Source organism: Konateibacter massiliensis, assembly GCF_900184995.1.
In the GTDB taxonomy this organism is placed as follows: Bacteria; Bacillota; Clostridia; order Lachnospirales; family Lachnospiraceae; genus Lachnotalea; species Lachnotalea massiliensis.
Genome location: NZ_LT860099.1, coordinates 116,461 through 135,732, shown reverse-complemented (window position 1 = coordinate 135,732; position 19,272 = coordinate 116,461). Strand labels below are relative to the sequence as shown.

General features: G+C 41.4%; 18 protein-coding genes. All 18 read right to left on the bottom strand.

Translation table 11 applies throughout. The annotated features are described in order from the left end of the window. Positions 1–9: 9 nt before the first annotated feature. Positions 10–1,257, bottom strand: a complete 1,248-nt coding sequence (locus tag CTY48_RS06125) for an ABC-2 transporter permease (protein ID WP_099467642.1) — start codon at positions 1,255–1,257, stop codon at positions 10–12. Positions 1,258–1,448: 191 nt separating this feature from the next. Further along, complete coding sequence (locus CTY48_RS06120; protein WP_099467641.1) at positions 1,449–2,726, bottom strand: MFS transporter; 1,278 nt, start codon at positions 2,724–2,726, stop codon at positions 1,449–1,451. Positions 2,727–2,907: 181 nt separating this feature from the next. Beyond that, complete coding sequence (locus CTY48_RS06115; RefSeq protein ID WP_099467640.1) at positions 2,908–4,152, bottom strand: glutamate-5-semialdehyde dehydrogenase; 1,245 nt, start codon at positions 4,150–4,152, stop codon at positions 2,908–2,910. Positions 4,153–4,170: 18 nt separating this feature from the next. Then, positions 4,171–4,722 (bottom strand): 5-formyltetrahydrofolate cyclo-ligase, encoded by a 552-nt coding sequence (locus CTY48_RS06110; protein WP_099467639.1) that lies wholly within the window; start codon positions 4,720–4,722, stop codon positions 4,171–4,173. Then, positions 4,700–4,921: a DUF896 domain-containing protein gene (locus tag CTY48_RS06105; protein WP_099467638.1), complete on the bottom strand. Its 222-nt coding sequence runs from the start codon at positions 4,919–4,921 to the stop codon at positions 4,700–4,702. The genes CTY48_RS06110 and CTY48_RS06105 overlap by 23 nt, the downstream gene beginning before the upstream one ends. 22 nt (positions 4,922–4,943) lie before the next feature. After that, on the bottom strand, positions 4,944–5,795 hold the full coding sequence (locus CTY48_RS06100; protein WP_099467637.1) for a patatin-like phospholipase family protein: 852 nt from the start codon (positions 5,793–5,795) through the stop codon (positions 4,944–4,946). Positions 5,796–5,836: 41 nt separating this feature from the next. Further along, complete coding sequence (gene proB, locus CTY48_RS06095) at positions 5,837–6,682, bottom strand: glutamate 5-kinase (RefSeq protein WP_099470088.1); 846 nt, start codon at positions 6,680–6,682, stop codon at positions 5,837–5,839. 161 nt (positions 6,683–6,843) lie between these two features. Next, positions 6,844–8,427 (bottom strand): NAD(P)/FAD-dependent oxidoreductase, encoded by a 1,584-nt coding sequence (locus CTY48_RS06090; RefSeq protein WP_099467636.1) that lies wholly within the window; start codon positions 8,425–8,427, stop codon positions 6,844–6,846. Positions 8,428–8,445: 18 nt separating this feature from the next. Further along, the gene (locus CTY48_RS06085) at positions 8,446–9,678 is read right to left on the bottom strand and encodes a BaiN/RdsA family NAD(P)/FAD-dependent oxidoreductase (RefSeq protein WP_099467635.1); all 1,233 of its coding nucleotides are present in this window, start codon (positions 9,676–9,678) and stop codon (positions 8,446–8,448) included. Between the two features lie 486 nt (positions 9,679–10,164). Continuing rightward, positions 10,165–10,638 (bottom strand): IS200/IS605 family transposase, encoded by a 474-nt coding sequence (gene tnpA, locus CTY48_RS06080; protein ID WP_099466475.1) that lies wholly within the window; start codon positions 10,636–10,638, stop codon positions 10,165–10,167. A gap of 184 nt (positions 10,639–10,822) precedes the next feature. Further along, the gene (locus tag CTY48_RS06070) at positions 10,823–11,428 is read right to left on the bottom strand and encodes a hypothetical protein (protein WP_099467633.1); all 606 of its coding nucleotides are present in this window, start codon (positions 11,426–11,428) and stop codon (positions 10,823–10,825) included. A gap of 65 nt (positions 11,429–11,493) precedes the next feature. Beyond that, positions 11,494–13,143, bottom strand: a complete 1,650-nt coding sequence (locus CTY48_RS06065; RefSeq protein ID WP_099467632.1) for a putative polysaccharide biosynthesis protein — start codon at positions 13,141–13,143, stop codon at positions 11,494–11,496. Positions 13,144–13,231: 88 nt separating this feature from the next. Beyond that, on the bottom strand, positions 13,232–13,729 hold the full coding sequence (ybeY, locus tag CTY48_RS06060; protein ID WP_099467631.1) for an rRNA maturation RNase YbeY: 498 nt from the start codon (positions 13,727–13,729) through the stop codon (positions 13,232–13,234). Beyond that, entirely contained in the window at positions 13,719–14,912 is a 1,194-nt protein-coding gene (locus CTY48_RS06055; RefSeq protein ID WP_099467630.1) for an HDIG domain-containing metalloprotein, read from the bottom strand. The genes ybeY and CTY48_RS06055 overlap by 11 nt, the downstream gene beginning before the upstream one ends. Positions 14,913–14,914: 2 nt before the next feature. Continuing rightward, positions 14,915–15,925 carry a PhoH family protein gene (locus CTY48_RS06050; RefSeq protein WP_099467629.1) on the bottom strand — a complete coding sequence of 337 codons (1,011 nt, stop codon included), beginning with the start codon at positions 15,923–15,925 and terminating at the stop codon, positions 14,915–14,917. Then, positions 15,912–17,147: a sporulation protein YqfD gene (yqfD, locus tag CTY48_RS06045; RefSeq protein ID WP_099467628.1), complete on the bottom strand. Its 1,236-nt coding sequence runs from the start codon at positions 17,145–17,147 to the stop codon at positions 15,912–15,914. The genes CTY48_RS06050 and yqfD overlap by 14 nt, the downstream gene beginning before the upstream one ends. A gap of 11 nt (positions 17,148–17,158) precedes the next feature. Next, positions 17,159–17,455, bottom strand: a complete 297-nt coding sequence (locus CTY48_RS06040) for a YabP/YqfC family sporulation protein (RefSeq protein ID WP_099467627.1) — start codon at positions 17,453–17,455, stop codon at positions 17,159–17,161. Between the two features lie 193 nt (positions 17,456–17,648). Beyond that, positions 17,649–18,953, bottom strand: coding sequence for a pyrimidine-nucleoside phosphorylase (locus CTY48_RS06035; protein ID WP_099467626.1), 1,305 nt, complete (start codon positions 18,951–18,953; stop codon positions 17,649–17,651). Positions 18,954–19,272: the final 319 nt, after the last annotated feature.

Below are 19,272 nucleotides of genomic sequence, written 5' to 3'. Positions count from 1 at the left end.
TCCAGCCTATCACTTTAAATTCCGATAGGCCTCCTTAATAATCAAATCCTCCAGCTCCTTATCCTTTTCCTCCTCTATACTGTGTTCCAGCTTCTCTTCCAGTTTATGTCCGATATCATCAAGGTCAAAGACTGGAACTGTTATCTCCTCTGCTCTTTGTCTTACCTCTGGGACAATCTTTGGCACACTTGAGACTTTCGGCAGCTCTTCCTCTTCCCTTATGATATAATCCGGCTTTCGTACCTGTTTTTCCGTTTTCTCGTCTATCTCATTCTCGTAGTCCTCTTCTTCCTCGTCCTCCCTTTCTTCGTCGTAGTCCCCTTCCTCTTCATCGTATTCATCATACTCTGCCATTCCGGTCTTCTCTACAATAAAGTCCTTCACCTGCTGAGCAATCGAGGTAAAAATTGCAACTAAGAAAAAATCATCCTCATAGTTATATTTCTTTTTATCATATTTCTTTTTATCAGACTTCTTTTTGCTGTTTTTTCTTTGCTTTGCACTTATTTTTTCCTTTTTCTTTTGGGAATCCTTTTTACTTTCCTTTTTGTTTGCCGCCCGCTTTTTCTTCTTTTCTCTGCGGTCTTCCTCGTATTCGTCCTCTTCTTCCTCATCCTCCTCCGCAGCATTTTTTCTAGCCATATACAACTGGATATACTGTGCTATCACTCCGGCAACAGAAAAGAATATTCCAACCTTCAAGATAAAGGATGGATCATCTTGGCTTAGCAGAACGGAAAGGCACGCAGCACTGACAATACCGCCGTTAATTGCTGTCAGCAAAATGACCACATGACGATACAAATCAATGGCAAGAAGTCCCATGAGCAAACCTCCGATGACACCCGCGATGACATACTCGTCTTGATTAATCATTTTCATAGCAACCACACCAAGTATGACACCTGTCACGAAGCCCATGAAAAATGCTCCTGCCTTATACAATTTAAAGGAAGCAAATCCTATGACAACCGCCCCTACAATAGCAGAAATTATCATCATACCGACGCTTGGCATTTTACTTGACATAAATAGGGAAATGCCCGTAACAGCTCCCACACCGATGCCGCCGCCCAAAATAATACCCGCAATTCCGACCAATATGCGAAATGCCTTATGTCCGAAAAAACAATTGATAAGTGCTATAATTAAGACCGGTATTGCAGCTGCCATAAGATATTTGGACAGGACCTCCATAAAGTTGCCGGAAAGAAGGTTCCATAAATCCGGTCCGTCTAATATTTTTAATAAATCCATTTTAATCCTCCAACATATTTCAAACTCATTTTATTATCATACCAAAATAATGTGAAGTAATCATGAATATGCAAAAAAATTAATATCTTTTTTAGTTTATTGAAAGAAATTGCAAAGCAATTTCCTATGATACAAGAAAAGCAGTAAACCTACCAAGATTTACTGCTTCCTCTCAACTATCACACTTCATTTTACTGCAAATCCCGCATTATCCTTCTCTTATAAAAAAACAAGCTAAAAGCACTGCCGCAGATTCCCGTACATAAAAACATCACTGCCATTCCGCTTCCGCTGCTGTTTCCCACAAGGTAGGACAGGCCATTTGCCAAATTGCTTTCGGACTGCATAAACGGCTCAAACACATAATCTGCCAGAAAACCTCCCAGTAGTATTCCGATAGGAATTGTACTAAACTGTATTGCGTTTCGCACCGCAAACACTCGCCCTTGCATTTCGCTCGGGATCTTTTTGTATAAGATAACATTTTGACCGGCTATAATAAACGGTATGGGTACACTCGCCGCAAGCCCTGCGACACACCAAGCTGCCGTGTTCCTTCCAAGTCCCATCAAGACATCGCCAAACAGGAAGGAAATTGCCGCCGATACATATATCATTTTAATATGATTTCTTGCCAGTTTTCCCGAAGATACCAATATTCCGCCCACAATACCGCCAATTCCAAGTGCCGCATTTACCATTGCGAGTGTCGCATTGTTGTTTCCGCTTCTGGACAGTATCATCGGGGAAAGTATATTTTCATAGGTCAGTCTGGAAAAGAAGTTCAAAACGGCAATCGTCACTATGATGGCAAGCAAGCCTTTGTTTTCCAAAAGAAAACGAAATCCCGTCTTGCAGCCTGCAAGCGCTGTCTCATGATGTTTTCTATCCGCTTCCTTTTCGGGAATATGAATATAAAACAGTAAAATAAAAAACGCAACCGTGAAGCTGAATAAATCAACCCCGAGAATAATTTTCAAATCGCCAAGGCCAAACAGGGCTGCCGCAATGACCGGTGTCAAAACTGTAATCAAGTTCGTGGAAAAAGAATTCATTCCGCTCACCTGAGCCATTTTTCCCTTGGGAACCATTTTCTCGGTTGCCACCGATAAAGCCGGCGACTGCACCGCATTCATAAAACCGATGATGCCGTTAACCACATAAATATGCCAGATTTGAAGTAAATCATAGCTGCTTAGCAGAAACACCGTCAAAGAGCAAACCGCTGCCGCTGCATCCGATACAATCATAATTTTTTTCTTACTGTGCCGGTCGACAAACGCTCCTGCAAATAGACTGACTGCAATATACGGAAGATAGTTGCAAAATGCCATTATAGAGACAGCCATCGCTGAGTTTGTCTGTTCATAGGTCCACAAAATAAGTGCAAAGCTTGTCATTGCGCTGCCTAACTGTGAAACCGACTGACTTATCCAAAAGATAATATATTTTCTAAAATTTATGTTCATTGAATTTATCTCCTTATAAAAATAATTGTTCTTTTTTATAAGTACAAAATCCAATGCGGAGGAATGATATTCTTATAACCTCTGTACAAATTTCCTCCGGTCATCAGACCTTGTACAGAGATAAGCATTCAAATCTCGTATCATATGACACAACATGCCGTCTCCTTTTGGGCAGGTCTCTCTAACGAATCTGCCCGTTTCCGTATATAATATACTTAATAGAAGTCAGTGCTTCCAGCCCCATCGGTCCTCTCGCATGCATTTTCTGCGTGCTGATTCCGATTTCTGCTCCAAAGCCAAACTCTTCACCATCGGTAAATCTTGTGGAGGCATTCACATAAACTGCCGCCGCATCTATCTCATTTAAGAACTTCTGCGCATTATCATAATCCTTCGTAATAATGGCTTCCGAATGCTTCGTGTTATACTTGTTTATATGGCGGATTGCTTCCTCTATATTTTTCACTGTCTTCGCAGAAATAATATAGTCTAAATATTCCGTTCCCCAGTCCTCTTCTGTCGCCGCAAGAACAGAAGGCTCTGCCTGCCTGACTCTCTCATCGCCGCGAATCTCCACATTTTTTACCGCCAGTCTTTCCTTTAACAAAGGCATAAATTTATCTACAATACTCTCATGAAGAACCAAAGACTCACAAGCATTGCACACTCCGATTCTCTGTGTCTTTGCATTGAAAATAATATCAAGTGCCATATCAAAATCCGCACTCTCATCCACAAATATATGACAGTTTCCGGTTCCTGTCTCGATAACCGGAATAGTCGCATTTTTGACTACCGTACTGATTAGCCCCGCGCTGCCTCTTGGAATTAACAAATCAACATAGTCATTCAGCTTCATAAATTCCACTGCGGTATCGCGGCTTGTGTCTTCAATCAGCTGGATAACATCCTCGTCAACGCCAACAGAGCCAAGTGCCTCTCTGATGCACTTTACGATTGCAATGTTAGAGTGAATGGCATCACTGCCGCCCTTTAAAATCACAACGTTACCAGACTTAAAGCACAGACCGAAAGCATCTGCGGTTACATTTGGACGAGCCTCATATATAATGCCGATAACACCGATTGGCACACGCTTTTTCCCGATAAGAAGCCCGTTTGGGCGCTGCTTCATGGACTCCACGTCACCGATTGGATCATCCAATCCCTTTACCTTTAAAAGTCCGTCTGCCATTGCCTGAATTCTGTCCTTTGTTAAAAGCAGTCTGTCTATGATGCCTTCCTTCATGCCGTTTTTTCTGCCATTCTCAATATCAACGGCATTCGCATTCAATATCTCATCAGCATGCTCAACAAGCATTTTTGCTGCCATTTCCAAGCCTTCATTTCTTTTGACAAGACTCATATTGCTAAGCTGAGGAACTGCCGCCTTTGCCCGCTTTCCTATCTCAAAAATATCTGTCATAATAGCTCCTTTCCGATTTCACATCACAATCATTCTATTTTCCGTAATTATAATATCCATCGGGATATCGTGGATATCATAGGGTATCTCATCTACCATTTGAAGCTCAAATGCAAATGCTATTTTTTTTAACATCGGATTTTTTGCTAAAAAACGGTCATAATAGCCTTTTCCGTAACCAACCCGATAGCCTTTTTCCTCAAAGGCGACACCGGGGACGACCATAACACCCTGACTGTCTTGGACCGGAACGGTTACATTCGGCTCTCTTATTCCAAAATAACCCTCCGTCAATTCCTGCCCTTCTTCCATATAAAAAAAGTGCATTTCATCGTCAATAATTTTTGGTATCGCTACTTTTTTTCCTCTTTGAAACGCATCCTCTATCACATGCTTTGTCACGACCTCATTTTTAAAGTCCATATAGATATAAATCATAGGAGCATTTTGGTATTCAGGGAGGTTTAAAAAGGTATGGCTGATTGCGTCGCTTTTTTGCTGCAATTCTTCGTTTGTCAGCTCACTTCGCTTTTGCAGAACATTTTTCCTAATGTCCTTTTTTTCCTGCATGTTTTTCACCTAAATTCTCTATGCTTCCGTCTTCATTTTGAATGTTGATGTTATTTAACTGACCTCTCAGATTGCTTCGGACACTTTCGATGTACTCTCTTCTTAAATCAGCCTGTTCTTTCTTTTCTGTCTCCGTCAAGCCCTCTGCTTGGGACTTTCTGTAAAGTTCATTTATTCTTGTTATCTTTTCTTCTAGCATTTTCGCCTCCGTATTATTGCATTTATTGTTCTAAATATTCCATCAATTTAGGATATATCTGTTTTGCCATCTCATAGCCGTGCAGATAAAATTGTTCCAAAACATCGGGGTTTGCCTCTGCCTGCTTTACAACGGGCACCTCCGGCCTTATAACAAATACTTTCCCTGCTTCCTCAAGCTTTTCAATGTACTCCATTGTCTTGTTATAACGATCCGGTCTCTTCATAATCGCCCGTACAAGATTCGGATACTCCTTGTAAACAAAGCGGGATACACGGTTGATTCTCGGCGTTTTTTTCTTAATGTAGCCCTTATTTCTTGTCAAAATAATAACAACCTTTTTACAGCCATCCTTCAGAGCTTTCTTAACGGGAACTGAATCCGCCATTCCGCCGTCCATCATCGGGGTATTATCCACATTTACAATAGGTGCCACAAGGGGCAGGCTGCTGGATGCCCTGCATGCCGCCATCAAGCGCTTCTTATTCTTTTTTTCAGATAAATAAACCGCTTTTCCGGTCAGACAATCCGTCGTTGTCAGGATACAGGTCTGATTTGACGCAAAGAACGTCTTGTAGTCAAACGGAATCTGGCTGTTTGGAAAAACATCAAAAATCAGATCCATATCAAAAAGACTTCTCTTCTGAATGAGATATTTAAGCCCGGAATAACTTCCGTCCCTCAAATAGTCAATCATGCATTCCTTGGTTCTTCCGTGCTGGTGTGCCACATAGTTTACTGCGTTGCATGCCCCCGCTGAAACACCGATTACATAAGGCAGATATAAATCCTGCTCCATAAAATAATCCAAAACACCTGCGCTGAATACGCCTCTTGTTCCTCCGCCCTCTAATATTAAGCCTGTCTGTTCCATCTAACTCGCCTTGCCTTTCATTTCCATAAACAACTTATTTGTTATAGATTTGTCTCTATGAAATCAATCAGATAAAAATCTTCGTTTTTATGTTCCTTAAACAGCGTTCCGACCTTTTCACCATCCATAATCTTATGGATAATGCCCATATCCTCACCGTTTGCGATAATCATATCCGTACCAGATTCGGTCGCAATTTTTGCTGCTTGAAGTTTTGTCGCCATTCCGCCGGTTCCCACATCACTGCCTGAGGATTCTTTCGCCATATTAAGGAGCTTCTCATCAATCACTTCCACACAGTCGATGAACTCAGCATTTTCATTTGTGTTCGGATCGTCTGTAAACAGACCGTCAATGTCGGATAATAAAATAAGTACATCAGCCTGAATGAGCGATGCCACAATCGCAGACAAGGTATCGTTGTCACCAAACTGCATTTCGTAGGTGGATACGGTGTCATTTTCATTTACTACGGGAATCACACCCATTTTCAGCAGTTCATCAAAGGTATTCTTCGCATTCATTCGGCTCAAATTATTTACCATTGTATTCTTTGTCATAAGAATTTGTGCGGTATTTTGATTATATTCCGCAAAAAGCTTTTGGTAAGTCATCATCAGTTTTGCCTGACCTACCGCAGCGCATGCCTGCTTCTGTGATATATTTTCCGGCCGCTGTGTCAGCCCCAATGCGGTTCGTCCCACTCCGATGGCACCGGAGGATACGAGCACCACATCCTTTCCCTGATTCCTCAAATCACATAGCTCTCGTACAAGCTTTTCGAGCTTTATCAAATTCAAATTGCCTGTCTCGGCATGTATCAAAGAAGAAGAGCCTACCTTTACCACAATTGTATGCTTCTCTTTTAGTAGCTTCCGTGCTTCCATTTCTTGTCCTTCCAATCTGTAAAATCTGTCTGCTTTATTTTTTGATTTAATTTTTGTCATCTATTATACCATAAATACTAAGCTCGTGGAATACCTCGCTAAGGATTTAGGTATTATATCTTGCTAAGCGCGATTATTATACCATACATCTTTTTAATTTGCTAGTCGTTCTCTAGCGCAATGGCTTCTGCAACCTTGATTCCGTCCATCGCCGCGGAGGTGATTCCGCCTGCATAGCCTGCGCCTTCCCCACACGGGTAGATGCCTGCTATATTACATTCAAGCGTCTCACCCCTTGTGATGCGAACCGGGGAGGATGTTCTGCTCTCAACTCCCGCTAAGACAGCATCTGCCCGGTTAAAGTCCCGTATATTTCTTTCGAAGCTGTCAATGCCTTGTATGAGCGACTCCGATAAAAATTCCGGAAATATATTTCGAAGATTGGAAAGCCTGTATTCCCCCTTGATTTGCGGTTCAACATCGCCAAGCTTGACGCTTTCTCGATTTGCCCTGAAATCTTCATAAAGCTGGATTGGAACTGCACCTTTTCCCTCTTCGTATGACCTTTCCTCAAGCTGTCTTTGGAATTCTAAGCCTGCCAGAGGTCCATCCGAAGAAAAATCGGAGGGGTTCACACTCACAATGATGGCACTGTTTGCATTTTTTCCGTCTCGTTTGCTGTAGCTCATGCCGTTTACGGCAAGTCTGTCTTGTTCTGAGGAAGCATTCACCACATAACCGCCGGGACACATGCAAAAGGAATAGACACCTCTGCCGTTTTCAAGTGTCTTTGCCAGCTTGTATTCCGCATTCGGCAGATGCGGATGAGATTTTACCCCGTACTGCGCTTCATTCATCATTTCCTGCGGATGCTGTATTCTGACCCCAACCGCAAATGCCTTGGCAGACATCTCTATCTCTCTTACCAGAAGCATCTCAAAGGTATCTCTTGCGCTGTGTCCGATTGCAAGCACAAGCCGGTCCGTCTCAATTTCCTCGCTTTCATTTACGATAACCTTGGAAATTCTGCCCTTTTCTATCCTTATATCAGTCACCTTGCTCCCAAAGCGAACCTCACCGCCATATGCAATAATTTTCTCTCTTATGTTTTTTACTACCTCTGCCAGAATATCCGTCCCGATGTGAGGCTTATTCATGTACAAAATCTCTTTCGGCGCTCCCGCTTCCACAAAAGTCTCCAATACCTTTTTGTTTCGCCCGGAGATATCCTTCACCAATGTATTCAGCTTGCCGTCAGAAAAGGTTCCTGCTCCTCCCTCGCCAAACTGAACGTTAGAAGAAGTATTTAATATTCCGTTTTCCCAAAATTCCTCTACAGTCTTTACTCTGTCCTCAACACATTCTCCCTGTTCGAGCACAAGCGGACAAAAGCCGTTTTCAGCCAACAGAAGCCCACAAAACAAGCCTGCCGGACCGCTGCCGACAATAACGGGACGTTTTCCCTCTGCCGCCTTGTTCTTTCTCGGAAAAACATATTTCTTCTCCTCCGCCAGAGAAATATTCGGATCGCGAAGCTTCTTCATCACTTCCTTTTCCTTATCCACGCTCACATCAACTGTATAGATGAATTTGATCTCATTCTTTTTTCTTGCATCGATGGATTGCTTTACAATATTGTATTGCTTAATTTCCTCCGCAGAACAGCGAAGCTGCTTGCTTAGTTTTTTTATAAGTTCCTCCTCGGTGTGACCGGGATTAAGTTTTAGTTGCTGTATTCTAATCATATCATTTCTCTTACTTTCTTAGTTTTTGCTCCTGCTTGCACAATAGCCTGCTACATAGCCGCTTGACCATGCCCATTGGAGGTTATAGCCGCCGCATATTCCGTCTACATCCAGTATCTCTCCTGCAAAATATATGCCAGGCATTTTTAGCGATTCCAGTGTATCTTTTGATACTTCTCTCGTATCTACTCCTCCCGAACAAACTTGAGCCTGTTCAAAGGTATTAAAGGCGGTCACCTTGACTGGAAATGATTTAATCAGCTCGATAAGAGCATTGCATTCCTTTTCTTTTAAGCTGCGGTATGTTGCTTTTTCCGAAATTCCAGCCTGCTTCAAAAGAACAGGAACCAGCTTTTTATTAAACAGACCGATTAACAGCTCCTCTATTTGTTTGTCTTGTGTATGCTTTATCTGTTTTTGGATAAATTCGTTTAATTCTTCTTCGGACAAATCGGGCATAAAATCAGTCAAAACAGTAACCTCTCTGCCCTTATCCAATGCCCGTATCGCATATCTGCTAATCTGAAAGGTTGGTATTCCCGAAATTCCATAATCGGTAAGCTGTAATTCTCCCCTGTCACTCGCAGTTATCTGTCCGTCTATGCTCAGGGAAAGCTTCGCTTCGCATCTGATACCTGCCAGACTTTTAAAATAATTCCCGCTGCATCTTAGCTGTACCAATGCCGGAAGCGGCTTAATAATATGGTGTCCTAGACTTTTTGCAAGCTCATAGCCGCTGCCGTCCGATCCGGTCTTTGGCGCCGCCATAGAGCCAGCAGCAATAATGACACTGTCGCAAAAAATAGCTTCCTTTTTCAAATTCACCTGAAACTGTTTTCCTTTTTTCACAATGCCCTTTACTTCTGCCTCGTATCTGATTTCGATGTTCAGCCTCTCAAGCTCTGATTTTAGGAGCGCCAACACGGAACTTGCCTGTTCGGAATAGGGATATACATAGCCGTTTTTATCCTTTGTATAAATACCGATCTCCCGAAATGCCTCGAGAGTCTTTGTCTCATCAAACTGATTTATGATATAGGAAGGAAAGCCCTGATTTTCGCTGCGATAATCGTTTGGTGACTGCGAAAGATTAGTCAGATTACACCGCCCGTTTCCCGTAGCTAACAGCTTTTTCCCAATTTTATCTGTATGTTCCAATAGAATAACCTTCGCATTGTTCTTTGCCGCTGTTATGGCAGCGAACATTCCTGATGCTCCGGCTCCTATGATAACAATATTTTGTTCTTTCATTCGTACCTCCAAGAAGCCTTATATGCTTTTGATATCATGATACCAGGGTCAAAAGGTCATGTGTTTCATGCTCGCATGAAAAAACATGACTTTGAGACCCGCAAAACATGAGAAAGTAGCCCGAACAGGGCGGATTTCGAATGTTTTCAGGATTGTGGGAGCACAAAGTGCGTAACAATCCGTAGGTATTAGGGGTCAAAATACCTTTTGACCCCAACATCATATCATAGATGCCAAAAACTGTTATACGTGCTCTTTTTGATTATACTATGCATTATCTAAAAGTCAAGACCACCGGCTTAGCCGGTGGCTTGCTCTGACCCTGTAAGGGTCTATTCCCTGCTTGCGCCCGGAGGCGCCTGATGGTTTTGCCAACCGCACTTCCTTCTCAGGCAGCCCTAAAGGGCCTTTTTTATTGCCTCCTTACTCCTGCAAGCTCCTTGAGCCTTTCATTATAGCTTTATTCCCTAGCTTCCCTTTCAGGGACTACTTCTTGCTTTTTTGTACTGGCTCACCCGTGAACGGGTCTATATATTCATTCAATGTCATTTGATCCGATTCATGATCTTCTTTCAATTGATTTGCAATATATTCTTGTATCTTCTTTGTATTTTTTCCTACCGTATCTACATAATATCCTCTACACCAAAAATGGCGATTTCCATACTTATATTTTAGATTAGCATGTCTTTCAAATATCATCAGTGAACTTTTTCCTTTTAGATATCCCATTATTTCAGACACACTATATTTGGGTGGTATTCTAACTAACATGTGAATATGATCCACACAACATTCTGCTTCCATTATCTCTATTCCTTTACGCTTACATAATGTACTTAATATTTGAGCAATATCTGCTTTAATTTTTCCATATACTATCTGTCTTCTGTATTTTGGTGCAAATACCAAATGATACTTGCATTCCCATTTAGTATGGGCTAAACTATTCATATCCATTTTGGATACCTCCTATGTCTTTTTTGTGGTTGGCTAAACCCGCAATTATTATAACATAGGAGGTTTTTTGCTTGAAGCTAAAGCAAAACCGTGGGACCACCGGCATAGCCGGAGGTTTATTTTTTCTGTTTATACAAGTAAAATGGACTATTTGATTTCTCAAATAATCCATTTTTTTAATTCCTCAACTCGAATAATTCTCTAAAAAATTATACAAATCATCCAGCGAAGAAATATATTTTCCGTTTTGTACCTCTTCCTTCAATTCGTCCGGAAGCTCGTCAACAACTATATTCGTGTACTCGTACACCGTGCTCTTATCAATATAGTAAACTGTCACATATCCATTTTCCGCAACCATATAATACTTATAATTATCTGCATACGGGTGATAGGACTTCCTTAATACAATCTGGTCCTTCGAGAATGAAACAAGCTCAAAGCTTTCAAAGCCAAGCTGCTTATCTTCCAAAGACGGCGCCTGCTCATATTCCTGCAGGTAGTCGATTAACTCTTCTCTCGTAAGCCCCACAAAATCAGCGGGCGTTGGAAGAGTCTCCTCGTTTAAGGTATACTCCTTTGAATTATAGTGCTCCAATATATATTTTGTTGTGTTTGTCACTGTCTGTTCCTTATTTGCATCTGCCGCAATTACCAGATCTTCCTCTTCTATTTCCATCTGGCTGCTATCCTCCTCGTACATATCCTTTGACACATTATAGGTCAAATAATACATGGAAACGGAAAGTACCGCAAATAAAAATAAGCTGAGCATATATGTCTTTTTCATTTTATCAGCCTCCATAAAACTTCTTACATATAGTATCAACTTATTTTGTTAAATTATTCAATTTATTACATTAAATGAAATTTCTCTGCTAAATTAATGATAAGGTGTCCCTTCGGTATACTCTCTAAGTCTTCCCTTGAAATTCCTTTTAGTACAAGTAAAAGCACAAAGTATACAACTCCTCCAAGAGCGATGGCAAGCAGCGTGGAGATACTGTTATTCAACACCTGGAACAATCCAAGGTAGATAAGGAAAACCACAATTCCCATAGTGATTGCTGCAATACTTGGAATGACAAAGGTTTTCTTGACTTCCTGCTCATACTCAATCGTCTGCCTTATCGCAACTCCATTTAAGACACACATTAACAGTGCAAAAATAATATTTCCGTATACCACTGCATAAATACCCCATTTAAATACGGTGAGCATGATAAACAGCGCTATCAAATGAAGCACCAGCGATATTGCCGCATTTCTGACCGGTACGTTCATTCTGTTTAAGCCCTGTAACACTCCATTTGTCAGTGTAGAGAGCGCATATAAAACAGTGGAAATCGAACCAATCTGTAACAGTCTTGCAGGAAGCTCACTGGAATCGCCAAATAAAAGTTGTAAAATCGGTGAAGCAAGTACCGTAAAGCCGACCGCACAAGGTATTACAATAATCATCGTAAAACGGATTGACGTGCTTATTTTTCTCACAACACTTCCTCTGTTTCTCTCTGCCAGCGCTCTCGTCAGCGCCGGTACAGTTGATGCCGCCAGAGCACTTGCGATTGCGAGTGGAATGTTGGTAAGCAGCTTATATTTTCCGCTGAATACACCCCAAAGCTCCGCCACGCTGCTGGAGGAATTTCCCTGCATCGTCATAATTTTATTGAACATACCCTGGTCCAGTATGGAATTAATGTTATAAATAGCCGTACTTAACACAACCGGCATAATCGTGAGAAGCAGTACTCTAAAAATATCAGAATAGCTCTCGTCATATCTCGTCCTGTCTCTTCTTATCTGCCTGTTGATGACCTTCTTGTACATCATTGTTATCAAAAGCAAAAATATAAGTCCAATCAGTACACCCGCACCTGTTCCAAGCGTACCGCCCGCCGCACCGTAGGCTGGTGCATAGGAACTCGTATATAGCAGCGCATCCAGCTTTTTACCATAAGAATACAGGTAAAAGGCTGCTCCGACACTGACAACCGCATTCGCAATCTGCTCTAACACCTGTGAGAATACCGTTGGCATCATGGTTCCAAGTCCTTGGAAATAGCCTCGAATTACACCCATAATTGCACTCAAAACAAGGGTCGGTGCCAATATTTTCAACGCAACACCGCTCATCGGCTGAGACATTACAACTCCTGCAAAAAAATCCGCTCCCAAATAAGTAATCAAAGAAGCTATAATCCCTGCAATTCCTGCCAAAATCAAGGCACCCTTGAAAATGCGGTAGGCATTTCGCTTCTCTCCCTTTGCAGCCCTTGCAGAAACAAGCTTGGAAACTGCAGTCGGCAAACTATAGGAAGACAGCAGCAGCATAATACCATATACCTCAAATGCTGCGGAATAATATCCGTTTCCCTCATCGCCGATAATATTTGTCAGCGGAATTCTATATACAATACCAATCAGTCTGCATATAACAGAAGCAATTGCTAATATGCTTCCCTGTATAATAAAATTCGACTCATTACTTCTTCTTTTCCCCATTATGCACCTCTGATTTGCAAAGCTTATTAAGCTTTGCTTTTATTCTTTGGTAATTCCCTGTTTTCATAGGCATTACTCTTATATCTCTTTATCTGTTGATGTTTAATTCCGCTAAAATATCCCTCTGCTTTGCTTCCATAACCTTCGCCTCCTCCGGCTCCATATGATCATAACCGCATAAATGCAGCACACTGTGGACAATCAAAAAGGCAAACTCTCGCATCACTGAATGATTGTAGCTTTCGGCCTGTTCAAACACCTTGTCAACAGACAAAACAATATCTCCCAGCATTAATTCTCCGGTATCTGGGTTAAAATACTCTTCTTCCCTTTCCTCCACGTCTGAAAAATCACTGGGTGTTTTATATTCTATCATCGGAAAAGACAGAACATCTGTCGGTCTGTCTATCTCTCTGTATTCCTTGTTAATTTTATGTATCTCTTCGTCATCTGTCAATACCAAATTTACTTCCGCCTCATAAGGACAGCCTTCAAAATCCAGCACTTTGTTAATGACCTGATTCACAATCGACTCATAATCAAAACCAAGCTCCCGCTCCGTTTCAACCTCTATATTAAATGTCATAAATATTTTCCTCCTGCTTAAAGCATTTTTTAATATCACGAAACATCTTCAATGTAAGACCGGAATCATCCAGAGCATTTTTTTCAAGCTTAGCATCGACCACCTGGTCAATTACCATGTCTTTATCAAACACAAGCTCGTTTTGCTTGTCCTCCAAATATTCAAAAGCTGTGATAATATTGTCCGACAGCATGACAATCGCCGCCTCCGTACTTTTTGGCGACTGGCTTCTTCCTGTGTGCTGCTTTATAATGTCTACAACCTCATCAGGAAACGCATAGCTTCTTGCAATATCAACGCCGTGGTTGATAAAGTCTTTTCCTTCCAGCTTTCCGATTTTATGATAGTAGCCGCCTGCCTTAGCCAGAAGCGAATCCGCTCCTATCTTATAGGCAACCCGCTCTGAAAGCTTCGCCACGCGGTAAGAATGGTCGTACAAATCCTTGGAATAATTTTTCAGCATAACAAGAAGCTCATAGTCCGTATCCGTGATACGAAGAAGCTTGGTTTTCAGCTTATTGTCGACGCGGTAATAAATATAAGGCATAGACAGCACAATAATGACAATTCCTCCGAAGGTACAGATTAGGGAGCTTATAATATATTTGCTGTCTACCGTCTCGTTTTTCAAATATTCCAGTACGCCTGTCACCGCCAGATTAGCCGTGAGCACAACAAAGGAAGCATAGAGAATGTTTTTTTTCTGGGAAAAATATTTCGCAACAGCACAGCCTATCAAGCCCGAAACAAGATAAAACGCCAGTGCCTCTATGGAATCTGCTGATATAAGTGTCATCATAACCGATAAATAAATCTGGAACAGCACACCCAGAAACTCGTCCGACACAAGTGTCATAATGATGCCCACAATAAACATCGGGCGGATATCACTCGGCACAAAGGTCAGAACAAAGGAAACAACAAAAAGAATCCAGTATACATTAATAATACGTCCATAGCATGAAAGCAGCTTCGTAAAATTAGTTTTTTGAAGTCTCTGCTTTGTCAGGTAAAATACAATAATCGTTATAAAAACAATGCTGATTAATATATTTGCTACAAGCTCTCCCCAGCTCTTTCCCTTTAAAAGGGAAGCGACTCCGATTAAGGCGATTGTCACAAAATACATAAGGAAAGTCATAACGCTGTAATAGGTGGGTGTGTGATTGTACTTATCTTTCATATCTATCTCTTTCTTGTCTTTTGTTTTGGATTCGAATTTGAATTTTGACTTGGACTTGTCTTGGCCTCATACTCATCATAAGCCTTTACAATTTTTTGCACAAGTGGGTGGCGCACAACATCCTGACTTGTCAGCACAGAAAATCCGATGCCTTCCACCTTTTTCAATACCCGCGTTGCAACCTCAAGTCCTGATTTTGCGCCGGCAGGCAAATCCTTTTGGGTATTGTCGCCGGTCACGATAACCTTTGAACCAAAGCCGATTCTTGTCAGAAACATCTTCATCTGCGCCGGTGTTGTGTTTTGTGCCTCGTCTAATATAATATAGGCATTGTCGAGCGTTCTTCCTCTCATATAAGCAAGAGGCGCGACCTCAATCAAACCCTTTTCCATATTTCTTGCAAAGCTCTCCGGTCCCATAATCTGATATAAAGCATCATACAGCGGTCTTAAATATGGATCAACCTTGCTCTGCAAATCACCCGGCAAGAAACCCAGCTTCTCTCCCGCCTCAATAGCAGGTCTTGTTAAAATAATACGGCTTACCTCGTTATTCTTAAATGCCGTAATTGCCATTGCCATCGCAAGGTAAGTCTTTCCGGTTCCCGCCGGTCCGACGCTGAACACAACCATATTATTCTTAATCAAATCAATGTAGTGCTTCTGACCCATGGTCTTTGGTTTAATCGGCTTTCCGTTTATCGTATGACAGATAAGCTCCTTGTCAATTTCTACGATTGCCTCCTCTTTATCTTCAAAGGAGAGGGATATCGCATAGTCTACATTTTGCTCGTTTATGATATTTCCTCTTTTGGATAATTCAATCAATTGGTTGATAATATTTCTTGCTTTTGCCGTAGCCGCCTGTGAACCCAATATTTTGAGTTCGCCGTCTCTTGCCACGATTGTTATATTTAAAGTTCTTTCAATCTTCTTTATAAAGAAATCAAATTGCCCAAAGACATTTTTTGTGTGCTCCATCGGCATTTCCATTACAATTTCATTCAAGCTCATCGATATTAGTCCTTTCTTCCGGTACTGACAAAATTTCTGTATTGACTCTTTTTCCGGTCTTCTCAATAATGGTAAGATACCCGTCTATTGTACAGGAATTTTTACCTATATGTATTTTAACATTATTTCCGACAATTTGAACCCCTTTTTCAATTAAATTTTCACAAAATTCACGAAGCTGTTCATTTCCTTTGGAAATTGCTTCCTCTTTTGTGTAAATCTTTTCCTCCGAAACGTATTCCTTTATCTGTATCTTCCCAAGGGTAAGCGGCAGATAAAAGTTGTTGCCGAGTTTCATCTGTGTCTCATTCGTAATCATATCATATTCATTATAACTAATTTTTCCATTTCGAATATTTATTTTTTTATTAAGTATTTTTAAATAATACCTTAATTTTTCATTCCCTGTATAATTCTTCTCTGTAAAACTAAGGTCAAAGCCGCCCTTATACTCTTCGATTGTCTTTGCATAAATGTCCGCATCGGCAGCATAATACTGATAATCTGCGATTTCACCGCTGTCATTGTATACATCGACTCTGCCAGACACCAAAACATCGCCTTTTTTTACAACGGACCCCTTTTCCACCAGCGGTGTTCCCTTTCTCGTGATGATACTTGTAATAATACAGTCCTTAGGCGCGATGATGTCACTTGGTGTTGTATCCTTCATGATTGTCCCAACGTCGGTGTTTTCCTGTACCCGTATCAAAAGCCTTGTACCTTTTATCTGTGCCGACGCCCAGATGATATCATCGTATTCACTGCGAAGCATCTGCTCTACCTCTTCACAGCTTATTTGTTTTTTTTGCATTCCGTGGTAAATATTGTTTTGGCTTAGGAAATCTAATATGACATCATCCGTTCTGGAATAGTTTCCGCTGATATTAATATCCCAAATAAACAGAGAAAGAATGTATAGAATGATAGAAAATAAAATAATTCCGCCAAAAAACATTTTTCTTTTCCGGTATTTGTGTAAAAAAAAAGGAAGTCCATGCCTCTTTATGATTTTTAGCTTTGTGTTTGTCTTTTTTAAAATCGGCTTTAATCGCTTAAAATCCCTTACGCTCAGATACATTTCATATTGATTGTTCCAGTTTTCCAAGCCCCATATCAAAATATTCCGGTTGCTGCATAAGTTGATAAAGCGCTCGGGGGAATAGCCATACACCTGTATTTTTAAATATCCTCTTATGAATCTCATAAGATTAATTAACATATTCACACTCCCTAGTGCTGATATTTTATTTCATCAATCCGACCCGTTATCTTCATTTCGTCATTCGTGTAATATACAATCATCAACCGCTCCCCACTGACCTCGATTCGACATGTCTTTGTCTGCAATTTGATTTTTTTGTCCGTATATTCAATAATTCCGCTATAATTTTCTACATACGCTTCACATTGTCCTGTCACGGTCAAAATCGCTGCACCCAAAAGCAAATCCTTTGGAAGCTTCAAAGTATCTGCCACATTCTCCATAAACTGCGTATTTTTTTGGCTGGCAGCAGCTCTTTTTTTCATTGTGTAACGACCTCCTGTCAGTTGTATGTAACTATTGCTATTATATGAAGTTCTGATACGAAACATTCGATACCGCCCGAAATAGGACCAAGACGTACATGGAGCCGGCTTTTCCGACTCCATGTACATTGCTGTTTGATCCTCGTTTTATAGCAAGATTTATGCACAAAAATACTGTTGTACAGTACTTTGCCTATTCTACGATTCCTCTGATAAACTTCGGTTTTTCTTTCTTTTCCTTCGTAATAAAATAGGTCTTTTCAAATCTTTCCTTCGCCGCCTGAAGCTTTGCATTGTCATTGGCATAAATAGTTGCAAGGCTCTCTCCCTTTGCAACAGAATCACCCACCTTCTTATGAAGAACCAGCCCGACAGACAAATCGATTTCGCTCTCCTTCGTCTCTCTTCCTCCGCCTAATATCAGGGATACAATACCGATTTCGTCAGTGATAATATGCTCCACATACCCCTCTTCCTTTGCAGGAATCTCCTCCACAAGGGAAGCCGTCGGAAGAAGTGTGGTGTTATAAACAGGAGCATCATTGCCGCCCTGCGCCCTTACAAACTCAGCAAGCTTATGTAATGCAGCTTTGCTTTCAATTGTCTCGTAAAGACTCTCCCGTGCCTCCTCAATTGATTTGGCATTGTTCGTTCCGACTAACATATAGGAACCAAGCGTCACGCATAGCTCCAGCAGCTCCCTGGAGCCTTCTCCGTTCAGCGTATCAATCGCTTCCTTTACCTCTAAGGCATTTCCTACCGCAAAACCAAGCGGCTGATCCATATCCGACACAATCGCAACGGTATTTCTGCCCGCTCCCTTTCCGATTTGAACCATTTCCTTTGCGAGAGCAAAGGCGTCTTCCTCGGTCTTCATAAAAGCACCACTTCCGGTTTTTACATCAAGCACAATCGTATCTGCTCCTGCCGCAAGCTTTTTGCTCATAATACTGCTCGCAATCAATGACATATTGTCAACTGTCGCTGTCACATCCCTGAGTGCATACAGCTTCTTATCCGCAGGTGCCAAATCAGCAGTCTGTCCGATAATTGCCATTTTTATCGTATTTACATTCTCGATAAATTGCTCCGTTGAAATATCCACTGAAAATCCCTCAAAGCTTTCCAGCTTATCGATTGTTCCGCCTGTATGTCCAAGCCCTCTGCCTGACATTTTCGCCACAGGCACACCAAGTGCTGCTACCATAGGTCCGAGTACAAGCGAGGTCTTATCACCTACGCCGCCCGTACTGTGCTTATCTGCCTTTAAGCCGTTTATTGCCGATAGGTCTAAGACATCACCGCTGTGTGCCATCGCCATCGTCAAAGCAAGTGTTTCCTCATCATTCATGCCTTGAAAATAAATCGCCATCATCATTGCCGACATCTGGTAATCCGGTATGCTTCCGTTTGTGAACCCCTCCACCATGAAATTTATTTCGTTTTGATCCAATGTCTTGCCGTTTCTTTTTTTCATAATCAAATCATACATTCTCATCGCATACACCTCGTATTGTTGTTTTTTCTAAAACAAGTATAATCCTCATTATACCATAAATACTAAGCTCGTGGAATACCTCGCTAAGGATTTAGGTATCTGCCTTGCTAAGCTCGAAAACACCTCGCTAAGCGCGTGCATTATACCATAAATACTAAGCTCGTGGAATACCTCGCTAAGGATTTAGGTATCTGCCTTGCTAAGCTCGAAAACACCTCGCTAAGCGCGTGCATTATACCATAAACACTAAGCTCGTGAAAGACCTCGCTAAGGATTTAGGTATCTGCCTTGCTAAGCTCGAAAACACCTCGCTAAGCGC

What these genes read in the sequence shown, in the direction of transcription:
- CTY48_RS06070 (WP_099467633.1), bottom strand. Translation starts at nt 11,428, where the DNA reads ATGAAAAAGACATATATGCTCAGCTTATTTTTATTTGCGGTACTTTCC.
- proB (WP_099470088.1), bottom strand. Translation starts at nt 6,682, where the DNA reads ATGGAAGCACGGAAGCTACTAAAAGAGAAGCATACAATTGTGGTAAAG.
- CTY48_RS06050 (WP_099467629.1), bottom strand. Translation starts at nt 15,925, where the DNA reads ATGAGCTTGAATGAAATTGTAATGGAAATGCCGATGGAGCACACAAAA.
- CTY48_RS06120 (WP_099467641.1), bottom strand. Translation starts at nt 2,726, where the DNA reads ATGAACATAAATTTTAGAAAATATATTATCTTTTGGATAAGTCAGTCG.
- CTY48_RS06110 (WP_099467639.1), bottom strand. Translation starts at nt 4,722, where the DNA reads ATGCAGGAAAAAAAGGACATTAGGAAAAATGTTCTGCAAAAGCGAAGT.
- CTY48_RS06115 (WP_099467640.1), bottom strand. Translation starts at nt 4,152, where the DNA reads ATGACAGATATTTTTGAGATAGGAAAGCGGGCAAAGGCGGCAGTTCCT.
- CTY48_RS06085 (WP_099467635.1), bottom strand. Translation starts at nt 9,678, where the DNA reads ATGAAAGAACAAAATATTGTTATCATAGGAGCCGGAGCATCAGGAATG.
- yqfD (WP_099467628.1), bottom strand. Translation starts at nt 17,147, where the DNA reads ATGTTAATTAATCTTATGAGATTCATAAGAGGATATTTAAAAATACAG.
- CTY48_RS06055 (WP_099467630.1), bottom strand. Translation starts at nt 14,912, where the DNA reads ATGAAAGATAAGTACAATCACACACCCACCTATTACAGCGTTATGACT.
- CTY48_RS06105 (WP_099467638.1), bottom strand. Translation starts at nt 4,921, where the DNA reads ATGCTAGAAGAAAAGATAACAAGAATAAATGAACTTTACAGAAAGTCC.
- ybeY (WP_099467631.1), bottom strand. Translation starts at nt 13,729, where the DNA reads ATGACATTTAATATAGAGGTTGAAACGGAGCGGGAGCTTGGTTTTGAT.
- CTY48_RS06090 (WP_099467636.1), bottom strand. Translation starts at nt 8,427, where the DNA reads ATGATTAGAATACAGCAACTAAAACTTAATCCCGGTCACACCGAGGAG.
- CTY48_RS06035 (WP_099467626.1), bottom strand. Translation starts at nt 18,953, where the DNA reads ATGAGAATGTATGATTTGATTATGAAAAAAAGAAACGGCAAGACATTG.
- tnpA (WP_099466475.1), bottom strand. Translation starts at nt 10,638, where the DNA reads ATGGATATGAATAGTTTAGCCCATACTAAATGGGAATGCAAGTATCAT.
- CTY48_RS06125 (WP_099467642.1), bottom strand. Translation starts at nt 1,257, where the DNA reads ATGGATTTATTAAAAATATTAGACGGACCGGATTTATGGAACCTTCTT.
- CTY48_RS06100 (WP_099467637.1), bottom strand. Translation starts at nt 5,795, where the DNA reads ATGGAACAGACAGGCTTAATATTAGAGGGCGGAGGAACAAGAGGCGTA.
- CTY48_RS06040 (WP_099467627.1), bottom strand. Translation starts at nt 17,455, where the DNA reads ATGAAAAAAAGAGCTGCTGCCAGCCAAAAAAATACGCAGTTTATGGAG.
- CTY48_RS06065 (WP_099467632.1), bottom strand. Translation starts at nt 13,143, where the DNA reads ATGGGGAAAAGAAGAAGTAATGAGTCGAATTTTATTATACAGGGAAGC.